The organism is Actinopolyspora mortivallis DSM 44261, assembly GCF_000384035.1.
Classification (GTDB): domain Bacteria; phylum Actinomycetota; class Actinomycetes; order Mycobacteriales; family Pseudonocardiaceae; genus Actinopolyspora; species Actinopolyspora mortivallis.
Map to the genome: position 1 here is coordinate 2,024,692 of NZ_KB913024.1, position 18,452 is coordinate 2,043,143.

An 18,452-nucleotide genomic window follows, 5' to 3' on the forward strand; every position below is an offset into this window, starting at 1 on the left:
GAGGATGTCAGGTATGAGCCAACCGGAATCACCGAACACCACGGGGGCGGGCGCTCCGGGGACGCTGGACGAACAGGCCCAGCAGGAGATGATTCAACGGATCGGCCGTACCCTCGTACAGGCGCTTCCCCCCGGATGGAGCCAGGTGAGCGTGCGGTACCGCTCCGTCGGAGCACACCGTGAGCTGGACGCCGAACTGACGGCACCGAACGGAACCGAGATCCCGTTGGCCCCGCCGGCCGAACTCGGCGAGCTGTTCGCCCGCCTGCGCCACGGCATGTACCGCGAGAACCGCGGGACCTGGACCAGCGCGACCTACCGTCTCAGTCGCCCGGCGAGCTACAGCGTCGATTTCGACGGCGAACACGAACCCGCCTGGGAGAACCATCCCCCCCACGCCGAGTTCGCGGCGGAACTTCGCCTGTACCCGCGTGCCGTGCACAACATTCCCGGCTGGCTCGCCGAACGCGCCGGTGTGCGGGTCCCCGAAACCGCCACGGCGGTCGACCAGCTCCGCAGGGCGGAGGTGTTCGACGGAACCGACGCGGTGGGACGACCGGTGAACAACCGGCCCGCCCTCGCCGCCGACGAACGGGACAGAGTGCTGGAGTACCTGGAAAGGGCCCCGGTGGTCCTCGCCGCACGCGGTTACGACAGCGACAGGCTCGACCCGACGGCCGGCTCCTCGGTCCCTCTCACCTTCCACACCGACGGAAGCTGGATCTGGCCGGGTGCCGTCTGCTACTACCTGCGCACCCACGGCCTGTCCCCCCAGCCGGAGCTGGTGGACCACATCCGCCGACGCGACTTCCAGCTCCCCTACGTCGGAGACGAGGCCCGTGAACTGGCCGTGGCCGCCATCACGGAGGAGCAACAGTCCTGATGCCTGCGGCCGACACGGTATTCCTCGGCGGTCCCGTCGCCACGATGGACCCGGCCGGTTCGTTCACCGACGCGGTGGCCGTACGGGAGGGCAGGATCGTCGCCCTCGGACACGCGGAGGCAACCGCACTCGTGTCCGGACGCACCGAGGTCGTCGAACTGCGCGGGCGTCTGCTTCTGCCCGGGCTGCAGGACGCCCACGTGCATCCGCTCTACGGCGGGCTCCAACGGATCCGCTGCGATCTGACCGACAGTGCGAGCGAGGCCGAGTGCCTGCGCCGGGTGGCGGAGTACGCGGCGGCGAATCCTCGGGTGGAGTGGATCCTCGGAGGTGGCTGGGAGATGGGGCTGTTCGCCGGAGGATGCCCGAGCAGCACGGCCCTGGACGAGGTGACCGGTGACCGCCCAGCCCTGCTGATCAACGAGGACCAGCACGGGGCCTGGGTGAACTCGGCGGCGTTGCGTAGGGCCGGGGTCCACCGGGACACCCCCGATCCGCCGGGTGGGCGCGTGGAGCGCGACCACCACGGCAGGCCCACCGGGACGCTGCACGAGACGGCGGTCGACCTGGTCAGTAAACACGTTCCCCCGACACCGGACTCCGAGTACCTGCGCGCGCTGTCGGAAGGACAACGTCACCTGCACGAACGTGGGGTGACCGCCTGGCACGACGCGATCCTCGGCTCCTATCTGGGCTATCCGGACCCGCTGGACTACTACCGGCAGCTCGACGGCGGGAACCTGCTCACCGGCAGGGTGACCGGTTCCCTGTGGTGGAACAGGACACGCGGTCTGGAGCAGGTCCCGGAACTGACCCACCGGAGCAGAACCACGGTGGGAAACCGTTTCGGAACCCGTTCCGTCAAGATCATGCTCGACGGGGTCTGCGAGAACTTCACCGCCGCCATGCTGCGGCCCTACCTGCACGGCCATGGCCACGGCATCGCCTATGTGCCCCAGCCCGAACTCGACGAGGTCGTACGGGTTCTCGACGCGGCGGGGTTCGGCGTGCACTTCCACGCCGTGGGGGATCTCGCCGTGCGTCAGGCACTGGACGCCGTCGATGCCGCCAGAAACGCCAACGGTCCCAGCGCGAACCGACACCAGATCGCTCACCTGCAGGTGGTGGATCCGGCGGATCTCCCCCGTTTCGCCGAGCTCGGGGTCATTGCCAACATCCAGGCGGAGTGGGCCCACAACGACACCGCGATGCTCGAACTGACCGCCCCCTACCTCGGCAGGGAACGCTACAACCAGCAGTACCCGTTCCGAACCCTGCTCGACTCGGGCGCGCTGCTGGCAGCGGGCAGTGACTGGCCGGTTTCGGAAGCGGCTCCCATGCGTGCCGTGCACACGGCCGTCAACCGCACCGAACCGGGAGACGACCGGTGGCCACTGCTGCCCGAACAGTCCCTCGAGCTGGCCGACGCCCTGGCGGCGACCACCATCGGCAGTGCCCGCGCCCATCACCTGGAGGGACACACCGGTTCCGTGGAACGGGGCAAGTGCGCCGACCTGACCCTGCTGGACCGGAATCCCTTCGAGCTCCCCCTCACCGAGATCGGTGAGACCGGTGTGGATCTGACGATGGTGGGGGGACGGGTGGTCCACAGTTCCGGTCGGTGACCGTCCTTCCTCGTCTTCCGCTTGGGGTGGGCTGGTGTTCCGTTAATTTCATTCAAAACTGAAAATACTATTGCTACAAATATAGCAGTCTCCGCCTGGGACGGTTCCCGACGACGCACCACACCGGCGGACCAAGAAATTCTCGTGCTCGACACGAACAGGAATCATGCTTCTGGTCCTCGGCGCCGCGCCGCACACCGTCTACGGTGACGGCACGGGGTGTGCTACGGCACACACCGAACGTCCGAACACACCGGCGGAAATGGGGTGCCCCGTGGAGGCCACGCAGTGCGGATCGGTGATCGGTTCCATCGACTCCACACGACAGGCGACGTCCGAGGAGGGGTACGGACAGTACCTCTCGCGCAATCCGGCGGAGTTGGACGACGTGGTCGCCCGGGTCCGTCTCGACGGACCGGACGCGCTCGTCTCCGCCGCGCGCCAGGCCCGCCGGGCCCAGCGGGAGTGGGCCAAGGTTCCCGCTCCGGTGCGGGGACGTGTCGTCTCCGGCTTCGGCCGGCTCGTGGAGTCCAACAAGGAGGCACTGGCGAGCCTGGTGACCCGCGAGATCGGCAAGCCCTACACCGAAGCGCTCGGCGAGGTACAGGAGATCATCGACACCTGCGACTACTTCGTCGGCGAGGGACGGAGACTGTACGGGCAGACGGTCCCCTCCGAGATGCCGGACAAACAGCTGTTCACCTTCCGCGCACCCGTGGGGGTCGCCGCCGTCGTCACCGCGGGCAACTTCCCTGTGGCGGTCCCCTCCTGGTACCTGGCCCCCGCCCTGGTCTGCGGCAACGCCGTGGTGTGGAAACCGGCCGAGTACGCCGCCGCCACCGCGCGCGCCCTCGCGGAACTGGCCTGGAGAGCCGGCGTCCCCGAAGGGGTGCTGAACCTCGTCTACGCGGAGGGCGAGGCGACCTTCGAGGGACTGAGCACGGCCCTGCGGGAAGGGGTCGTGGACAAGGTCGGATTCACCGGATCCAGTCGGGTGGGCCGTGAGATCGGCGAACTCTGCGGACGTCACCTGCAGACCCCCTGCCTGGAGCTCGGGGGCAAGAACCCCATGGTGGTGGCCGCCGACGCCGACCTCGATCTCGCCGTGGAGGGCGCCCTGTTCTCCGGGTGGGGAACAGCGGGGCAGCGCTGCACCTCGCTCGGCAACCTCATCGTGCACCGGGACGTCCACGACGAGTTCGTCCGACGGCTGGACCACGCCCTGCGGGAGGCCACCATCGGTAATCCCACCCAGGACGTGCTCTACGGCCCGATGCTGGACCGCAAGTTCGCCGACCGGTTCGAACAGGCCCTCGCGGAGACGGCCCCCCACCACCGTGTACTCGGCTCGGAGTCGACGGGGCAGATCACCGACTCCAACCCCCGCAAGGGATTCCGCGGCGACCACTCCACGGGGCTGTACTACCACCCGATGCTGGTGGACGGAGTACGCGCGGACGACTTCCTGTTCGGCAACGAGGTCTTCGGCCCGATCGTCGGGGTCACCACCTTCGAGACCCTCGACGAGGCCGTCGAACTGGGCAACCTGCCGGGATACGGCCTCTCGGCGGCCGTCTACACCACGGATCCGGGCACAGCCTTCCGCTTCCGCGAAGGCATCAACGCCGGAATGGTCAGCGCCAACAACTCCACCTCCGGAGCGGAGGCACACCTGCCCTTCGGAGGCAACGGCGAGTCCGGCAACGGCAGCAGGCTATCCGGCATGTGGGTGATCGACCAGTTCACCCGCTGGCAGTCGCTGAACTGGGACTTCTCCGGGAGATTGCAGAAGGCCCAGATGGATGTGGGAGCCGTCGAGCCCGAGTTGGACTACCGGCTTCCCACCGAACTCCGTGGACACCGCTGAGACCACCCACCGGGGACACACGACGTGCTCAATCCGATACACCTGCGCACCCTGCAGGAGTGCGTGCGCACCGGTTCGTTCGCCGAGGCCGGCCGGATACTCGGATACACGGCCTCGGCCGTCTCCCAGCAGATGGTGCTGCTGGAACGCACCCTCGGTGCGAACCTGTTCGAACGTACCGCGCGCAGCATCCACTGCACTCCCCTCGCCGAACGACTCGCCCGACGTGGCAGGGAGGTGCTCGGGGAGCTGGAAACACTCGAACGCGAGATCCGGGCCATGGCCGTGGGTGACGAGGGCAGCCTGCGGCTGGCCAGTTTCGCCACGGCCAACGCCCGGGTGCTCCCCGAGGTGCTGGCGGCGCTGGTCTCCGAACGTCCCCACGCACGGGTACAGCTCGACGAGGGGGAACCCGACGAGGTCCTCGGGGACGTGCTCGAAGGGGTCGTGGACGCCGCCGTGGTCTTCGAGTACGACCTGGATCCCCGGTGCTGGCCCACGGAACTGCGGACCGAGGAGCTGCTGGCCGAACCGCTCCGCCTGGCCCTGCCCGAACAACACCGCCTGGCCGCCAGGGACAGCGTGGCGCTGGGCGAACTCGCCGAGGACTCGTGGATCTGCACCCGGGACGACACCGCGGGAGGACGAGTGCTGGTACGCATGGCCGCCGCGGCCGGTTTCGTGCCGAACATCGTCTTCCGCAGCAACGACTACGGCGTGATACGCGACCTCGTCGGTCGCGGCCTCGGAAGCGCGCTGCTGCCCGCGCTGGCGGTCCCCGACGAGCAGCTGCGCGTCAAGCGGATATCGGGTGAGCAACCCTGCCGCAGGGTCAAGGCCATATACCGACCACACAACACCAACCCCCTGCTTCCCCTGGCTCTGGACCGTCTCGCGAAGTCCTGTGCCGCGCTGAGCGCGAACTGGCCCGCCGCGGAACCGGAGTGAGCCAAATCCCGCGCCGGGGTGCCGAACCGGACGTCCGGACCTCGGCCCGTCCGGAAAACGCCTCCCCTGATCGGAAGAGAGATGTCCCCGTCAGAGCACCAGCACACCGAACCGGTCGACGACAACTTCCCGCGCAGGGTTCGGGAGCTTTCCGCTCCGGAGACCCCTTCCTTCCCCCCGGGAACGGAACGGGCCGCACGGCTGCTGGACCTCTTCGACAGCCAGTGCGGCAGCAGACACCTGGATCTGGCAGCTCGTGAACTGGGAAAACGCGGGGTCGGCTATTACAGCATCGGCTCGGCCGGACACGAGTCGAACGCGGCTGTGGCCGCGGCGTTGCGGCACACCGACCCGGCGCTGCTGCACTACCGCTCGGGGGGCTTCTACCTGCGCAGGGCGGCCCAACTGCCGGGCAGTCAGCCACTGCGCGACGTGCTGCTCGGCGTCGTCGCCGCCGCCGAGGAGCCGATCGCGGGTGGCAGACACAAGGTGTTCGGCAACGCCGAGCTGAGCGTGCTGCCGCAGACCTCCACCATCGCCTCCCACCTTCCCCGGGCGGTGGGGCTGGCCTTCGGTCTCGAACGAGCCGCCAAGCTGGGGGTCGAGTCGGAGTGGCCCCGGGACTCCGTGGTGGTGTGCAGCTTCGGCGACGCCTCGGTCAACCACTCCACGGCCACCGGCGCGATCAACACCGCGTTGCACTGTGCCTACCAGCGGATCCCGCTACCGTTGCTGCTGGTGTGCGAGGACAACGGGATCGGGATCAGCGTGGCCACCCCGCGGGGTTGGGTGAGTCGGACCTTCGCGAACCGTCCGGGGCTGCCGTATTTCGCCGCCGAGGGCCACCGCCCGCTGGAGTGCCTGGAGACCGCCGAACGGGCCGCCGCGTGGGTACGCGAGCACCGGGCCCCCGCCTTCCTGCACCTGCGCACCGTCCGCCTCATGGGACACGCGGGGTCCGACGTGGAGTCCGGCTACCGCTCCCGGGAGGAGATCCTCGCCGACTACCCACGGGACCCGCTGCTGGCCACGGCCGAGGCGCTGGTACGACACGGGGTACTCACCCCCGCAGAGGTGATCGACCGTTACGAGGCCAGGCGCGCCGAGGTCGCCGAGACCGCCGAGTGGGCCCTGGGAAGACGCAAACTGACCGGATTCGCCGAGATCGCCGAGCCGATCGCCCGGAACACGCCGGAGGGGATCCGCTCACGGGCACGGGAGCTCTCTGTCCCGACAACGGACTCCCCCACACGACAACGGCCGGAACTGACCCTGGCCCAGAGCATCAACCGCTCTCTCGAAGGGATCCTGGCCCGGGACGGACGCACCCTGGTGTTCGGACAGGACGTCGCCCGCAAGGGGGGAGTCTACGGGGTGACTCGCGGCCTGCACCGGAGATTCGGGGCCGGGCGTGTCTTCGACACCGTGTTGGACGAGCAGAGCATCCTGGGCACCGCGCTGGGCAGCGGGCTGACCGGACTGCTGCCCATCCCCGAGATCCAGTATCTGGCCTACCTGCACAACGCCGCCGACCAGATCCGCGGGGAGGCCAGCACCCTGGGATTCTTCTCGCGGGGACGCTACCGCAACCCCATGGTGGTGCGGGTGCCCGCCTACGCCTACCAGAAGGGGTTCGGGGGACATTTCCACAACGACAACAGTGTGGCCGCGCTGCTGGACATCCCCGGGATCGTGGTGGCCTCCCCCTCCCGTCCGGACGACGCAGCGGCCATGCTGCGCACGTGTGTCGCCGCTGCCGCCGTGGACGGCAGGGTCTGCGTGTTCCTGGAACCCATCGCGCTGTACCACACCCGCGACCTGTACGAACCCGGCGACGGGGCCTGGACGGCCGCCTTCCCCGCGGAGGGGGAGGTGGAGCTCGGATCCGCTCGCCGGTACCTCGACGGTTCCGACCTCACCCTGGTCACTTCGGGCAACGGTCTGGCGATGAGTCTCCGGGTGGCCCGGCGGTTGGGGCGGCACGGGATCGGGGTCCGTGTGCTGGATCTGCGCTGGCTGGCTCCGCTTCCGAGCGAGCGGCTGCACGCGGAGGCGGCGGCCACCGGCAGAGTGCTGGTGGTCGACGAGACCAGAGCCAGCGGGGGCATCTCGGAACGCGTGGTCACCGCGCTGGTCGACGGCGGCTTCTCCGGTCTCCTCCGGCGAGTGACCAGCGGGGACTGTTTCGTCCCCCTCGGGGAAGCGGCCTACCGGGTGCTGCTGGACGAGCAGACCGTCGAAAAGACCGCGCTGGAGATGGTCCACTCGGAAGAAGGGGGGCGTGGATGACCGAGCACACGCCCGGTGGGCTCTACCGTCGTTGGCTGCACGAGCCGTGGTCCGGCGAGCGGGACCACGGAACGGGGGCGTGTCCGTGGACCTCCGTCGGCCCCTGACGACACCGGCCCGGAGGCGTCGCCGTGTGGGCGACACGGCGGCGACACCTCCACCTCCCGGACGGTTCAGACCGGTTGTGGTACTCCTTCGGCCAGGCCGAGGTTGTCCACCACCTCGCGGGTGGCCTTGGCCCGGTTGAGACTGTAGAAGTGCAGCCCGGGAACCCCTTCGGAGATCAGCCGCTCGCACAGTCGGGTGATCAGCTCGATTCCCGCCGCCCGGAACGCCTCGGGGTCCTCGGCCAGCGGATCGAGCACCGCCGAGACCTCGGAAGGCACCGGAACCCCCGCCAGGTGTTCGAACTTGCTCAGTACCTTCGGGGTGGTGATGGGCATGACCCCCGGGATCAGGGGAACGTGGCAGTTCCGCGCGGCGAGACGGTCCCGCAGCCGGAGGAAGTACTCCGGTTGCAGGAAGAGCTGCGCGACCGCGAAATCCGCACCGGCACGGATCTTGTTGACCAGATGATCGGTCTCGATCTCCACGTCCGTGGAGCGCGGGTGCATGTGGGGGAAGGCGGCGACCCCCACCGAGAAGTCCCCGCAGGAACGGACCAGCCGTACCAGTTCGTCCGCGTAGAGGATGCCGTGCGGGTGCGGGATCCACTCACCCATCGGGTCCCCCGGCGGATCCCCCCGGATCGCCAGGATGTTGCGGATCCCCTCGTCGGCCAACGAGCCGACGACGTGTCGCAGTTCGTCCTTGGAATGGTCCACCCCGGTCAGGTGGGCCATCGGCAGCATGGTGGTCTCACGGGCGATACGCCCGACGGTGCGGATCGTGCGATCCCTGCTGGAACCGCCCGCCCCGTAGGTCACCGAGACGTAGGCGGGGTTCAGCGGCTCCAGTTCGCGCACGGCCTTCCAGAGGATCTGCTCTTCGGCGTCGCCGCGCGGAGGGAAGAACTCCACCGAGAACACGGTCCTGCCCGGCTGTAGCCGGTCCACGACCCGAGTCACGTTCAGGCCTCCTTGTTGTCCTGGGCTCCACACACGTGGGTGGCCACCACGATCAGTGGTGGCCACCCGTGTCACACGTGTTCGTGCGCGGAGCGGATCAGTAGCGGTAGTGCTCCGGCTTGTACGGCCCCTCGACGTCCACACCGATGTACTCGGCCTGAGCCTTGGTCATCTTGGTGAGTTTGACGCCGAGCGCGTCGAGGTGCAGCCGGGCGACCTTCTCGTCGAGGTGCTTGGGCAGCATGTAGACGTCACGGTCGTACTCGTCGGTCTTGTTGAACAGCTCGATCTGGGCGATCGTCTGGTTGGTGAACGAGTTCGACATCACGAAGCTCGGGTGGCCGGTGGCGTTCCCGAGGTTGAGCAGCCTGCCCTCGGACAGCACGATGATCGCGTGCCCGTCGGGGAAGGTGTACTCGTGCACCTGGGGCTTGATCTCGGTCTTCTTGATACCGGGGATCTTCTCCAGGCCGGCCATGTCGATCTCGTTGTCGAAGTGGCCGATGTTGCCCACGATGGCGTTGTGCTTCATCCGCTTCATGTGGTCAGCGGTGATCACGTCGAAGTTGCCCGTGGTGGTGATGAAGATGTCGGCGGTCTCGACCACGTCGTCCATGGTCTTGACCTCGTAGCCCTCCATCGCGGCCTGCAGCGCGCAGATCGGGTCGATCTCGGTGACGATGACCCGGCAGCCCTGGCCACGCAGGGACTCGGCCGAGCCCTTGCCGACGTCACCGAACCCGGCGACCACGGCGACCTTGCCGCCGATGAGCACGTCGGTGGCCCGGTTGATGCCGTCGATCAGCGAGTGGCGGCAGCCGTACTTGTTGTCGAACTTCGACTTGGTGACCGAGTCGTTGACGTTGATCGCCGGGAACAGCAGGTCACCGGACTTGGCCAACTCGTAGAGACGGTGCACACCGGTGGTGGTCTCCTCGGTGACGCCCTTGATCTCCTTGGCGGCCTTGGTGAAGCGCTGCTTGTCGTTGGCCAGGCTCTCACGCAGCACCGAGAGCACGACCTTGAACTCCTCCGGGTCGTCCTCGGTGGGCTGCGGGACGGCCCCGGCCGTCTCGAACTCGACGCCCTTCTGGACCAGCATGGTGGCGTCGCCACCGTCATCCAGGATCATGTTCGGACCCTGGTTGTCGGAGAAGCCCTGGAACAGCTGGTTGGTGCACCACCAGTACTCCTCCAGGGTCTCGCCCTTCCAGGCGAAGACCGGAACACCGGCGGGGTTCTCCGGAGTGCCGTTCGGGCCGACCACGACGGCCGCGGCGGCCTCGTCCTGGGTGGAGAAGATGTTGCAGGAAACCCAACGTACCTCGGCGCCGAGCTCGACCAGCGTCTCGATCAGCACCGCGGTCTGCACGGTCATGTGCAGCGAGCCCGCGATACGCGCGCCCTTCAGCGGTTTGCTGTCCGCGTACTCACGCCGAGTCGCCATCAGGCCCGGCATCTCGTGCTCGGCCAGCCGGATCTGGTGCCGGCCCTGCTCGGCCAGCTTCGGATCGGCGATAGCGAATTCGATGCCGCCTGCCTTCTGCAACTTCGGGCTCATGATTTCCCTTCCTCGTTTCCTCTATCGGGCAGCTTCTGCGGCCTTGACGGCCGAGTCTTCAGGTGTTGAAGTACTTGGCTTCGGGGTGGTGTGCCACGAACGCGTCCGTGGACTGCTCCGGATGCAGCTGGTACTCCTCGGAGAGCTCCACACCGATGTTCTCCGCGCCGAGCAACTCGACGATCTTGGCGCGATCCTCGAGATCGGGGCAAGCGCCGTAACCGAGCGAGAACCTCGCACCGCGGTAGCCGAGCTTGAAGAACTCCTCCACGTTCTCCGGGTCCTCGGAGGCCACGGTCAGACCCGAGGACCACTGCAGCTCACTGCGGATGCGCCGGTGCCAGTACTCGGCCAGCGCCTCGGTGAGCTGCACACCGAGCCCGTGGATCTCCAGGTAGTCCCGGTAGGCGTCGGCGGCGAACAGTTCGTTCGCGTAGTCGGCGATGGGCTGCCCCATCGTCACCAGCTGCAGCGGCAGCACGTCGACCTGCCCGGTGGCCTCGGCCTTCTCCCGCGAACGGTAGAAGTCGGCCAGGCACAGCCTGCGGTCACGCTTCTGCCGGGGGAAGTTGAACCGGAACCGCTCCGGGGCGTCCGGGGCGTCCTTGTCGAGCACGACCAGGTCGTTGCCCTCGGACACGCAGGGGAAGTACCCGTAGACCAACGCCGCGTGCTGCAGGATGCCCTTGGTGGCCAGTTCGTCCATCCAGGCACGCAGCCGCGGGCGTCCCTCGGTTTCCACCAGCTCCTCGTAGCTGGGGCCCTGTCCCTTCTTGGCACCGCGCAGGCCCCACTGTCCGAAGAACGTCGCGCGTTCGTCGAGCAGCGCCAGGTAGTCGTTGCTGGACAGCCCCTTGACGACCTTGGGTCCCCAGAACGGCGGGGTGGGCACCGGCACGTCGGGGTCGACGTCCGAGCGCACGCTGTCGTCCCGCTCGTCCGGTTCCGGCCCCTGCTCGGCCTTGCGCTTCTCCGCGATCCGGTTGGAGCGCTCGCGCCGGGCCTTGCGTTCGGCCTTCTTCTGGCGCTCCGCCTCGTCCTCCTCGGGGGACTCGCCGTTCTTGGCCTGCATGATGCGGTCCATCAGCTTGAGGCCCTCGAAGGCGTCCTTGGCGTAGCGCACGTCGCCCTGGTAGAGCTCGTCGAGGTCGTTCTCGACGAAGGACCTGGTCAACGCGGCACCACCGAGCAGCACGGGGTACTTCTCGGCCAGTCCCCTGGAGTTCATCTCCTCCAGGTTCTCCTTCATGATGACCGTGGACTTGACCAGCAGCCCGGACATGCCGATCGCGTCGACCTCGTGCTTCTCGGCCTCCTCGAGGATGGTGTTGATCGGCTGCTTGATGCCGATGTTGACCACCTCGTAGCCGTTGTTGGACACGATGATGTCGACCAGGTTCTTGCCGATGTCGTGCACGTCGCCCTTGACCGTGGCCAGCAGCAACCTGCCCTTGCCGCCGGAGTCCTCCTTCTCCATGTGCGGCTCCAGGTAGGCCACGGCGGTCTTCATGATCTCCGCGGCCTGCAGCACGAAGGGCAGCTGCATCTGGCCGGAGCCGAACAGGTCACCGACGGTCTTCATCCCGGACAGCAGCGTGTCGTTGACGATCTCGAGAGGCTTCTTCTCCTTCATCGCCTCGTCGAGATCGGCCTCCAGGCCGGTCTTCTCACCGTCGACGATGCGCTGCTCCAGACGCTCGAACAGCGGCAGGGCGGCCAGCTCCTCCGCCTTGGAGGCCCCGCTGGACTCCGCCGACTTGCCCTCGAACAGGGCCATGAGCTTCTGCAGCGGGTCGTAGGCCTCTTCGGTGTCGGTGGCCTCACGCCGCCGGTCGTAGACGAGGTCCAGGGCGACCTGGCGCGCCTCCTCGTCGATCTTGTTCATCGGCAGGATCTTGGACGCGTGCACGATGGCACTGTCCAGACCGGCTTCCCGGCACTCGTTGAGGAACACCGAGTTCAGCACCTGCCGCGCGGCCGCGTTGAGACCGAACGAGACGTTCGACAGCCCCAGCGTGGTCTGCACCTCCGGGTGCCGCTTCTTGAGCTCCCGGATCGCGTTGATGGTCTCGATGCCGTCCCTGCGGACCTCTTCCTGGCCGGTGGTGATGGGAAAGACCAGGGGATCGATGATGATCGCGGACTTGTCCAGACCCCAGTTACGGGTCAGGTCCTCGATGAGCCGCTCGGCCACGCGCAGCTTCCACTCCGCGGTACGAGCCTGGCCCTCCTCGTCGATGCAGGTGCACACGACGGTGGCACCGTGCTCGACGGCCATCTTCATGACGCGGTCGTAGCGACCGCCCTCCTCGGTGCCGTCCTCGTAGTTGATCGAGTTGATCGCGCACCGGCCGCCGAGGTGCTCCAGGCCGACCTCGATGACGTCGGCCTCGGTGGAGTCGACCATGATCGGCAGCGTGGAGGCCGTGGCCAGCCGCGAGGCCAGCTCACGCATGTCGTGCGTGCCGTCGCGGCCCACGTAGTCCACGCACAGGTCGAGCATGTGCGCGCCCTCGCGGGTCTGCGCCTTGGCGATCTCGACGCAGTCCTCGTAACGCCCTTCGAGCATCGCCTCCCGGAACGCCTTGGAGCCGTTGGCGTTGGTGCGCTCGCCGACGTTGAGGATCGAGGCTTCCTGCTCGAACGGGATCGCCTGGTACACCGAGGAGACCGAGGGGACGATCTCGGGTTCGCGCGGGGCCGGGTTCAGGCCGCTGACCGCCTCGGCCACCTGGCGCACGTGTTCACCGGTGACACCACAGCAGCCGCCGACCAGGCGTGCTCCGTAGTTGTTGACGAAGTCGACCAGCGCCTCGGACAGTTCCTCCGGGGTGAGCGGGTACACCGCCCCGTTCGGGCCGAGTTCGGGCAGTCCCGCGTTGGGCATGACCGAGATCGGAACCCGCGCGTGGTCGGCCAGCACGCGCAGGTGCTCGCTCATCTCGGCCGGACCGGTCGCGCAGTTCATACCGATCATGTCGATGCCCAGCGGCTCGAGCGCCGTCAGCGCGGCACCGATCTCGGAGCCGACCAGCATCGTCCCGGTCTGCTCCACGGTGACGTGGGCGATGATCGGCACCCACTTGCCCTGGTCCCGCATCGCGCGTTTGGCGGCGACGATGGCGGCCTTGGTCTGCAGCAGGTCCTGCGAGGTCTCCACCAGCACCACGTCGACGCCGCCGTCGAGCATGCCGAGGACCTGCTGGTGGTAGGCGTCCCGCAGGTCCGCGTACGGTGCGTGGCCGAGCGTGGGCAGCTTCGTGCCCGGTCCCATGGAGCCCAGCACGAAACGTGGCTTCTCCGGCGTGGAGTACTCGTCACAGCACTCCCGCGCCAGCGCCACTCCCTTCTCGGCGAGATCCCGGATGCGGTCCTCGATCCCGTACTCGCCCAGGTTCGGCAGGTTGCAGCCGAACGTGTTCGACTCGATGGCGTCCGAGCCGTTCTTCAGGAAGCCCCGGTACACCGAACGGACGATATCGGGACGCGTCTCGTTGAGGATCTCGTTGCAACCCTCGAGGTTGTTGAAGTCCTCCAGGGTGAGGTCGTGCTCCTGCAACGCCGTACCCATGCCGCCGTCCCCGACGAGCACGCGTTCGGCGATGGCCGTGAGAAACCCACTCGGGTCGTTGTCCCGACGGCCCGATTCTTCCTGTGTCGTCATCACGCTGCCTTCCGAACGCTTCAGCGAAGCACGGACTCGATCTCACTGGCGGCCTGGTTGCCGTACGCCTCGGCGAACCTGGCCACGAACGATCCCTTGTCCACCTCGTATTCCTGCGGCCCGTCGGTTTCCAGGGACGTGGTCGCCAGGGTGCATCCGAGCTGGATGGAACGCTCGAGTTCCAGCCCGTTGGCCAGTCCCGCGAGGAAGCCCGCACGGAGCGCGTCGCCGACACCGGTGGGGTCGCCGACCTGCTTGGGCTTGACCGGAGCGATCTCGATCGTCGGTGCCGAGGCGGACTCGACACACACTCCGTTCTCGCCCAGTGAGGTGACCCACATGCCGACCTGCTGCAGCACTTCCTCGTGGGCCATGCCGGTGGTCTGCAGCAGCAGGCTGTGCTCGTACTCGTTGGTGAACAGGTACTTGGCCCCCTCCACCAGCTTACGGATCTGCGGGCCGTCCATCCGGGCGAGCTGCTGGCCCGGGTCGGCCACGAACTGGTAGCCGCGCTCGCGGCACTCCTGGCTGTGCCGCAGCATCGCCTCGGGATCATTGGCCGAGACGACCACGAGGTCCAGCCCACCGACCCGGTCGGAGATCGGCTTGAGCTCGATCTCACGGGCCTCCGACATCGCCCCGGGGTAGAACGAGGCGATCTGGTTCTGCACCTCGTCGGTGGTGCAGGTGAACCGAGCGGTGTGGGCGGTCTTGGAGGTGTGCACCGCACTGGTGTCGACACCGTAGCGCTCCAGCAGCGCGCGGTACTCGGCGAAGTCCTCGCCGACCGCGCCCACCAACAGCGACTTCACACCGAGCTGGCCGAGCCCGAACACGATATTGCCCGCGACACCGCCCCTGCGTACCTCGAGTTCGTCGACGAGGAACGACAGGGAGACCTGGTCGAGCCGGTCCGCGATGAGCTGATCGGCGATCTTGCCGGGGAAAGACATCAGGTGGTCGGTGGCGATAGAACCGGTCACCGCGATTTGCACTGCGAAAAACTCCTTCACCAAGGCCGATGTCGGTGGCCCGTCACCGGCCGGCGGTCATGTGGGGGACGGAAAGAACCTGGTGTTGCTCGCCACGCCGCGGGGCGCGGGAGAACCGCGCCCCGCGGCGTCGACGACACGTCACGTCACGTGTTCGGCTGTCAGAGGCCAGCGGCGTTCTTCAGGGCCTCGACGCGGTTGGTGCGTTCCCAGGGCAGGTCCACATCCGTCCGCCCGAAGTGCCCGTAAGCCGCCGTCGGCGCGTACATCGGCCGCAACAGGTCCAGATCCCGAATGATCGCCGCCGGACGCAGATCGAAGACCTCGTTGATCGCCGCCTGGATCTTGACCGGATCCACGTTCTCCGTGCCGAAGGTCTCCACGAACAGACCCACCGGCGCGGCCTTACCGATCGCATAGGCCGTCTGCACCTCGATCCGACTGGCCAACCCCGCGGCCACCGCGTTCTTGGCCACCCACCGAGTCGCGTACGCCGCCGACCGGTCCACCTTCGACGGATCCTTACCCGAGAACGCGCCACCACCGTGCCGCGCCATACCCCCGTAGGTATCCACGATGATCTTACGCCCCGTCAGACCACAGTCCCCCATCGGACCACCCGTGACGAACCGACCCGTCGGATTCACCAGCAGGCGCAGGTCCGTGGTGTCCAGTCCGACCCGCTCGATCTCGGGGTCGATGACGTGCTGGCGGATGTCGGGGGCCAACATCGCGTCGAGGTCGATGTCCTCGGCATGCTGCGTGGAGAGCACGGCGGTGTCCAGCTTGACGGGCTGGTCCCCGGCGTACTCGACCGTGACCTGGGTCTTGCCGTCCGCGCGCAGGTAGGGCAGCACGCCCTCCTTGCGAACCCTGGTCAGCCTGCGCGACATGCGGTGGGCCAGAGCGATCGGCAGCGGCATCAGCTCGTCGGTCTCGTTCGAGGCGTAGCCGAACATCAGCCCCTGGTCACCGGCGCCCTGCTGGGCGATCTCGTCGATGGCACCCTCGACGCGGGTCTCGTGGGCGCTGTCGACGCCCTGCCCGATGTCCGGGGACTGCGCGTCGATGGAGACGCTGATGCCGCAGGTGTTGCCGTCGAAGCCCTTGGCCGAACTGTCGTAGCCGATCTCCAGGATCTTCTCCCGCACGGTGGCGGGGATGTCCACGTCGGCCTCGGTGGTGACCTCACCGGCGAGGTGCACCTGGCCGGTGGTGATCATGGTCTCCATCGCCACGCGGGAGCGGGGGTCCTGGGCCAGCATCGCGTCCAGGATGGCGTCGCTGATCGAGTCGGACATCTTGTCCGGGTGGCCCTCGGTCACGGACTCACTGGTGAACAACCTGCGGTTCATCTCAGTCACGGCTGAACTTCACCTCACTGCTGATTTCTTCGAACGTTCTTCGTACGCGACGGCTGTCATGCCCTGGCGTGGATGATGCCCCAGGCCAGGCTCCCGCCATTGCCGGCCTGCACCCAGTTGCGCAGTCCGGTCTTCATGTGGGTCCGGTACTCTTCGCCGATGAACTCGGCGAGTTCCTTTTCCCGACTCTCCAACACTTCCAGCACCCGGCCGTAGTGGACGGGCAGATACTCGCTGAGGTCCTCGAACTCGATGTTCTGCAGACCCAGCCGCGCCAGCTCCTTGCGGTAGAAACCGGGCGAACCGAGCGAATCCAGGTGCAACCGGTCCAGGATGGGACCGAGGTCGTTCTTGTTCGCCGAGTCCGCGGCCATCGGGTCGGTGAACAGCACCGAGCCCTTCGGCTTGAGAACCCTGACGACCTCTTCCAGAACCCTGCCCCGGTCACCGCTGTGCAGGAAGGAGTCCTGCGACCAGACGATGTCGAAGGCGTTGTCCTGGTAGGGGATGTCCTCGAAGGAGCCGTCGGCCACCTCGATCAGGTGCTCGAGGCCCTCGGCCCTGGTGATCTCACGGTTGCGCTGGTTCTCGACCTCGCTGAGGTTGAGGCAGGTGACGTGGCATCCGTAGGTCCTGGCCAGGTAGCGGGCGGCCCCGCCGTAACCGGCTCCCAGGTCCAGGATCCTGGTCGAGGAGTTGATCTCCACCTTGTCCGCCATCCGCTGGACGGTGCGCTCGCTGGCGGTGGCGATGTCCTCCTGCGGGGTCTGGTAGAGGCCGACGTGGATGTCGTTACCGCCCCAGACGTGGTAGTAGAAGTTGTCCGCGTCCTCCGAGTTGTAGTAGTCGCGTGCGGTGTGTACCGCACTCGAATACATGTCGATGAACTCGTCCTCGGTGCGGTAGTTCTTCTCCGCTATGTGAATGTAGAAGTCCGGCTCGTTCTCACCGTAAGTTTCCTGGAAGTCACCGTAGGTGTCAATCCGCTGGAAACCGACCTCACGCATGAGCCGCCGCATGTAGTCCTTCCGCAGCGGATACATGTTGAGGAAGAATTCGGACTTGTCCGGGAATGTGTACTTGAACCGCGCCAGACCGTCGTCGATGTAGTCCGGCTCCGCGGAAACGTCCTCACCAGCGTAGTAATAGGTGTGCTTGCTGGAGAACCCGTTGTCCAGAATCGAGTCGTAGTTCCGCTGGTCGATGATCAGGACACCGTCGTGCTTGAGCATCGCGTAGAACTCGGCCAGGGTCTTGCGGCGGTCCCGCTCCGAAAACAGGTGAGTGAAGGAGTTGCCCAGACAGATGATCGCGTCGTACTCGCCGTGCACGTCCCGGTTGAGCCAACGCCAGTCGGCGTTGACCACACGCAGGATGTAACCACCGTAGGCCAGTCCGTTACTGAAGGCCTTGGCCAGCATCTGCGGGCTTCCGTCGGCACTGACGGTCTCGAACCCCTCTTCGAGAAGTCGAACCGAGTGAAAACCGGTTCCCGTCGCAGCGTCCAGCACGGTCTTGACACCGCGTGCGCGCAACTGATCGATGAAGAAGTTTCCTTCGCTTTCGTAGCGCTTCTTCCAGTCGATCAAATCATCCCACTTGTCGACAAAACCGCCGACGTACTCATGCGTGTAGTGATCAGTGTCGCGTACTTCCAACGGATTGTCGCCGAACGCCTGCTGCTCGCGGTACACCGGGTCCTGATCGTCCCCTTCCTGGTCACCACGGGCAAGATCGTCCACGCTCTTGGTCATACTCAGCTCCCACTCGCGTTGGTCAAGCGCCACTGCACCGCTCGGAACCGCGGCGAATTTCGCCGCCCCGAGCTTTCACGGGCGCGCCGGGTCACCTCACACAAGGGGCACGCCGGACCGATGCGGGCAGCCGCCTGACGGGCCGCGCACTGACACCGATCAGCACACTCGGTCGGCACCTTTGCCGTCCGATCCCGACGCAGATTCCGTACGCCGAGAACCCAACTTAGGCGCATTCACGGAAAATGCAACAGCAAATAGCTGTGACCCTAATCATAAAAATAGTAGGATCGCATGATTCACGTGATCACCCACCGTGAAAAAATCCGCCCTCACCTGGAGAAATTCGCTCTTTCGCCCCGCAGGTCACGATCTGACAAAGGCGTTCGATCCGAACTTGACGTACAATACGCGTGCGCGGCGCGTATCACGAAAACC

11 protein-coding genes are annotated in these 18,452 nt (G+C 66.9%); 5 read left to right on the plus strand and 6 right to left on the minus strand.

Annotation, left to right across the window (positions count from 1 at the left end; all coding sequences use genetic code 11):
* The first annotated feature begins 13 nt into the window (after positions 1 to 13).
* From ACTMO_RS0109680 to ACTMO_RS0109700, 5 genes are all read left to right on the plus strand, one after another.
* Positions 14 to 883: a hypothetical protein gene (locus ACTMO_RS0109680; RefSeq protein ID WP_019854490.1), complete on the plus strand. Its 870-nt coding sequence runs from the start codon at positions 14 to 16 to the stop codon at positions 881 to 883.
* On the plus strand, positions 883 to 2,508 hold the full coding sequence (locus ACTMO_RS0109685) for an amidohydrolase (RefSeq protein WP_019854491.1): 1,626 nt from the start codon (positions 883 to 885) through the stop codon (positions 2,506 to 2,508). Before ACTMO_RS0109680 ends, ACTMO_RS0109685 begins: the two co-directional genes overlap by 1 nt.
* A gap of 166 nt (positions 2,509 to 2,674) precedes the next feature.
* A complete protein-coding gene (locus tag ACTMO_RS0109690; RefSeq protein ID WP_019854492.1) occupies positions 2,675 to 4,375 on the plus strand; it encodes an aldehyde dehydrogenase family protein in 1,701 nt (566 codons plus the stop codon).
* 24 nt (positions 4,376 to 4,399) lie between these two features.
* A complete protein-coding gene (locus ACTMO_RS0109695) occupies positions 4,400 to 5,323 on the plus strand; it encodes a LysR family transcriptional regulator (protein WP_019854493.1) in 924 nt (307 codons plus the stop codon).
* Between the two features lie 81 nt (positions 5,324 to 5,404).
* Positions 5,405 to 7,612, plus strand: a complete 2,208-nt coding sequence (locus ACTMO_RS0109700) for a thiamine pyrophosphate-dependent enzyme (RefSeq protein WP_019854494.1) — start codon at positions 5,405 to 5,407, stop codon at positions 7,610 to 7,612.
* A gap of 173 nt (positions 7,613 to 7,785) precedes the next feature.
* Here the strand turns inward: ACTMO_RS0109700 and ACTMO_RS0109710 are convergent, their stop codons facing one another.
* The 6 genes from ACTMO_RS0109710 to ACTMO_RS0109735 form a co-directional block, all read right to left on the minus strand.
* Positions 7,786 to 8,679, minus strand: a complete 894-nt coding sequence (locus ACTMO_RS0109710; protein WP_019854496.1) for a methylenetetrahydrofolate reductase — start codon at positions 8,677 to 8,679, stop codon at positions 7,786 to 7,788.
* A 97-nt stretch (positions 8,680 to 8,776) separates the two neighbouring features.
* Positions 8,777 to 10,240, minus strand: coding sequence for an adenosylhomocysteinase (ahcY, locus tag ACTMO_RS0109715; protein ID WP_019854497.1), 1,464 nt, complete (start codon positions 10,238 to 10,240; stop codon positions 8,777 to 8,779).
* A 58-nt stretch (positions 10,241 to 10,298) separates the two neighbouring features.
* A complete protein-coding gene (gene metH, locus ACTMO_RS0109720) occupies positions 10,299 to 13,904 on the minus strand; it encodes a methionine synthase (protein WP_019854498.1) in 3,606 nt (1,201 codons plus the stop codon).
* Between the two features lie 20 nt (positions 13,905 to 13,924).
* On the minus strand, positions 13,925 to 14,899 hold the full coding sequence (locus tag ACTMO_RS0109725; protein WP_019854499.1) for a carbohydrate kinase family protein: 975 nt from the start codon (positions 14,897 to 14,899) through the stop codon (positions 13,925 to 13,927).
* 158 nt (positions 14,900 to 15,057) lie between these two features.
* Positions 15,058 to 16,251, minus strand: a complete 1,194-nt coding sequence (gene metK, locus ACTMO_RS0109730) for a methionine adenosyltransferase (protein WP_019854500.1) — start codon at positions 16,249 to 16,251, stop codon at positions 15,058 to 15,060.
* Positions 16,252 to 16,316: 65 nt separating this feature from the next.
* Complete coding sequence (locus ACTMO_RS0109735) at positions 16,317 to 18,014, minus strand: glycine/sarcosine N-methyltransferase (RefSeq protein WP_019854501.1); 1,698 nt, start codon at positions 18,012 to 18,014, stop codon at positions 16,317 to 16,319.
* Positions 18,015 to 18,452: the final 438 nt, after the last annotated feature.

Excerpts from the sequence above, each read along its gene's own strand:
- ACTMO_RS0109680 (WP_019854490.1), top strand. The coding sequence starts at position 14 with ATGAGCCAACCGGAATCACCGAACACCACGGGGGCGGGCGCTCCGGGG.
- ACTMO_RS0109685 (WP_019854491.1), top strand. The coding sequence starts at position 883 with ATGCCTGCGGCCGACACGGTATTCCTCGGCGGTCCCGTCGCCACGATG.
- ACTMO_RS0109690 (WP_019854492.1), top strand. The coding sequence starts at position 2,675 with ATGCTTCTGGTCCTCGGCGCCGCGCCGCACACCGTCTACGGTGACGGC.
- ACTMO_RS0109700 (WP_019854494.1), top strand. The coding sequence starts at position 5,405 with ATGTCCCCGTCAGAGCACCAGCACACCGAACCGGTCGACGACAACTTC.
- ahcY (WP_019854497.1), bottom strand. The coding sequence starts at position 10,240 with ATGAGCCCGAAGTTGCAGAAGGCAGGCGGCATCGAATTCGCTATCGCC.
- metH (WP_019854498.1), bottom strand. The coding sequence starts at position 13,904 with ATGACGACACAGGAAGAATCGGGCCGTCGGGACAACGACCCGAGTGGG.
- metK (WP_019854500.1), bottom strand. The coding sequence starts at position 16,251 with ATGAACCGCAGGTTGTTCACCAGTGAGTCCGTGACCGAGGGCCACCCG.
- ACTMO_RS0109735 (WP_019854501.1), bottom strand. The coding sequence starts at position 18,014 with ATGACCAAGAGCGTGGACGATCTTGCCCGTGGTGACCAGGAAGGGGAC.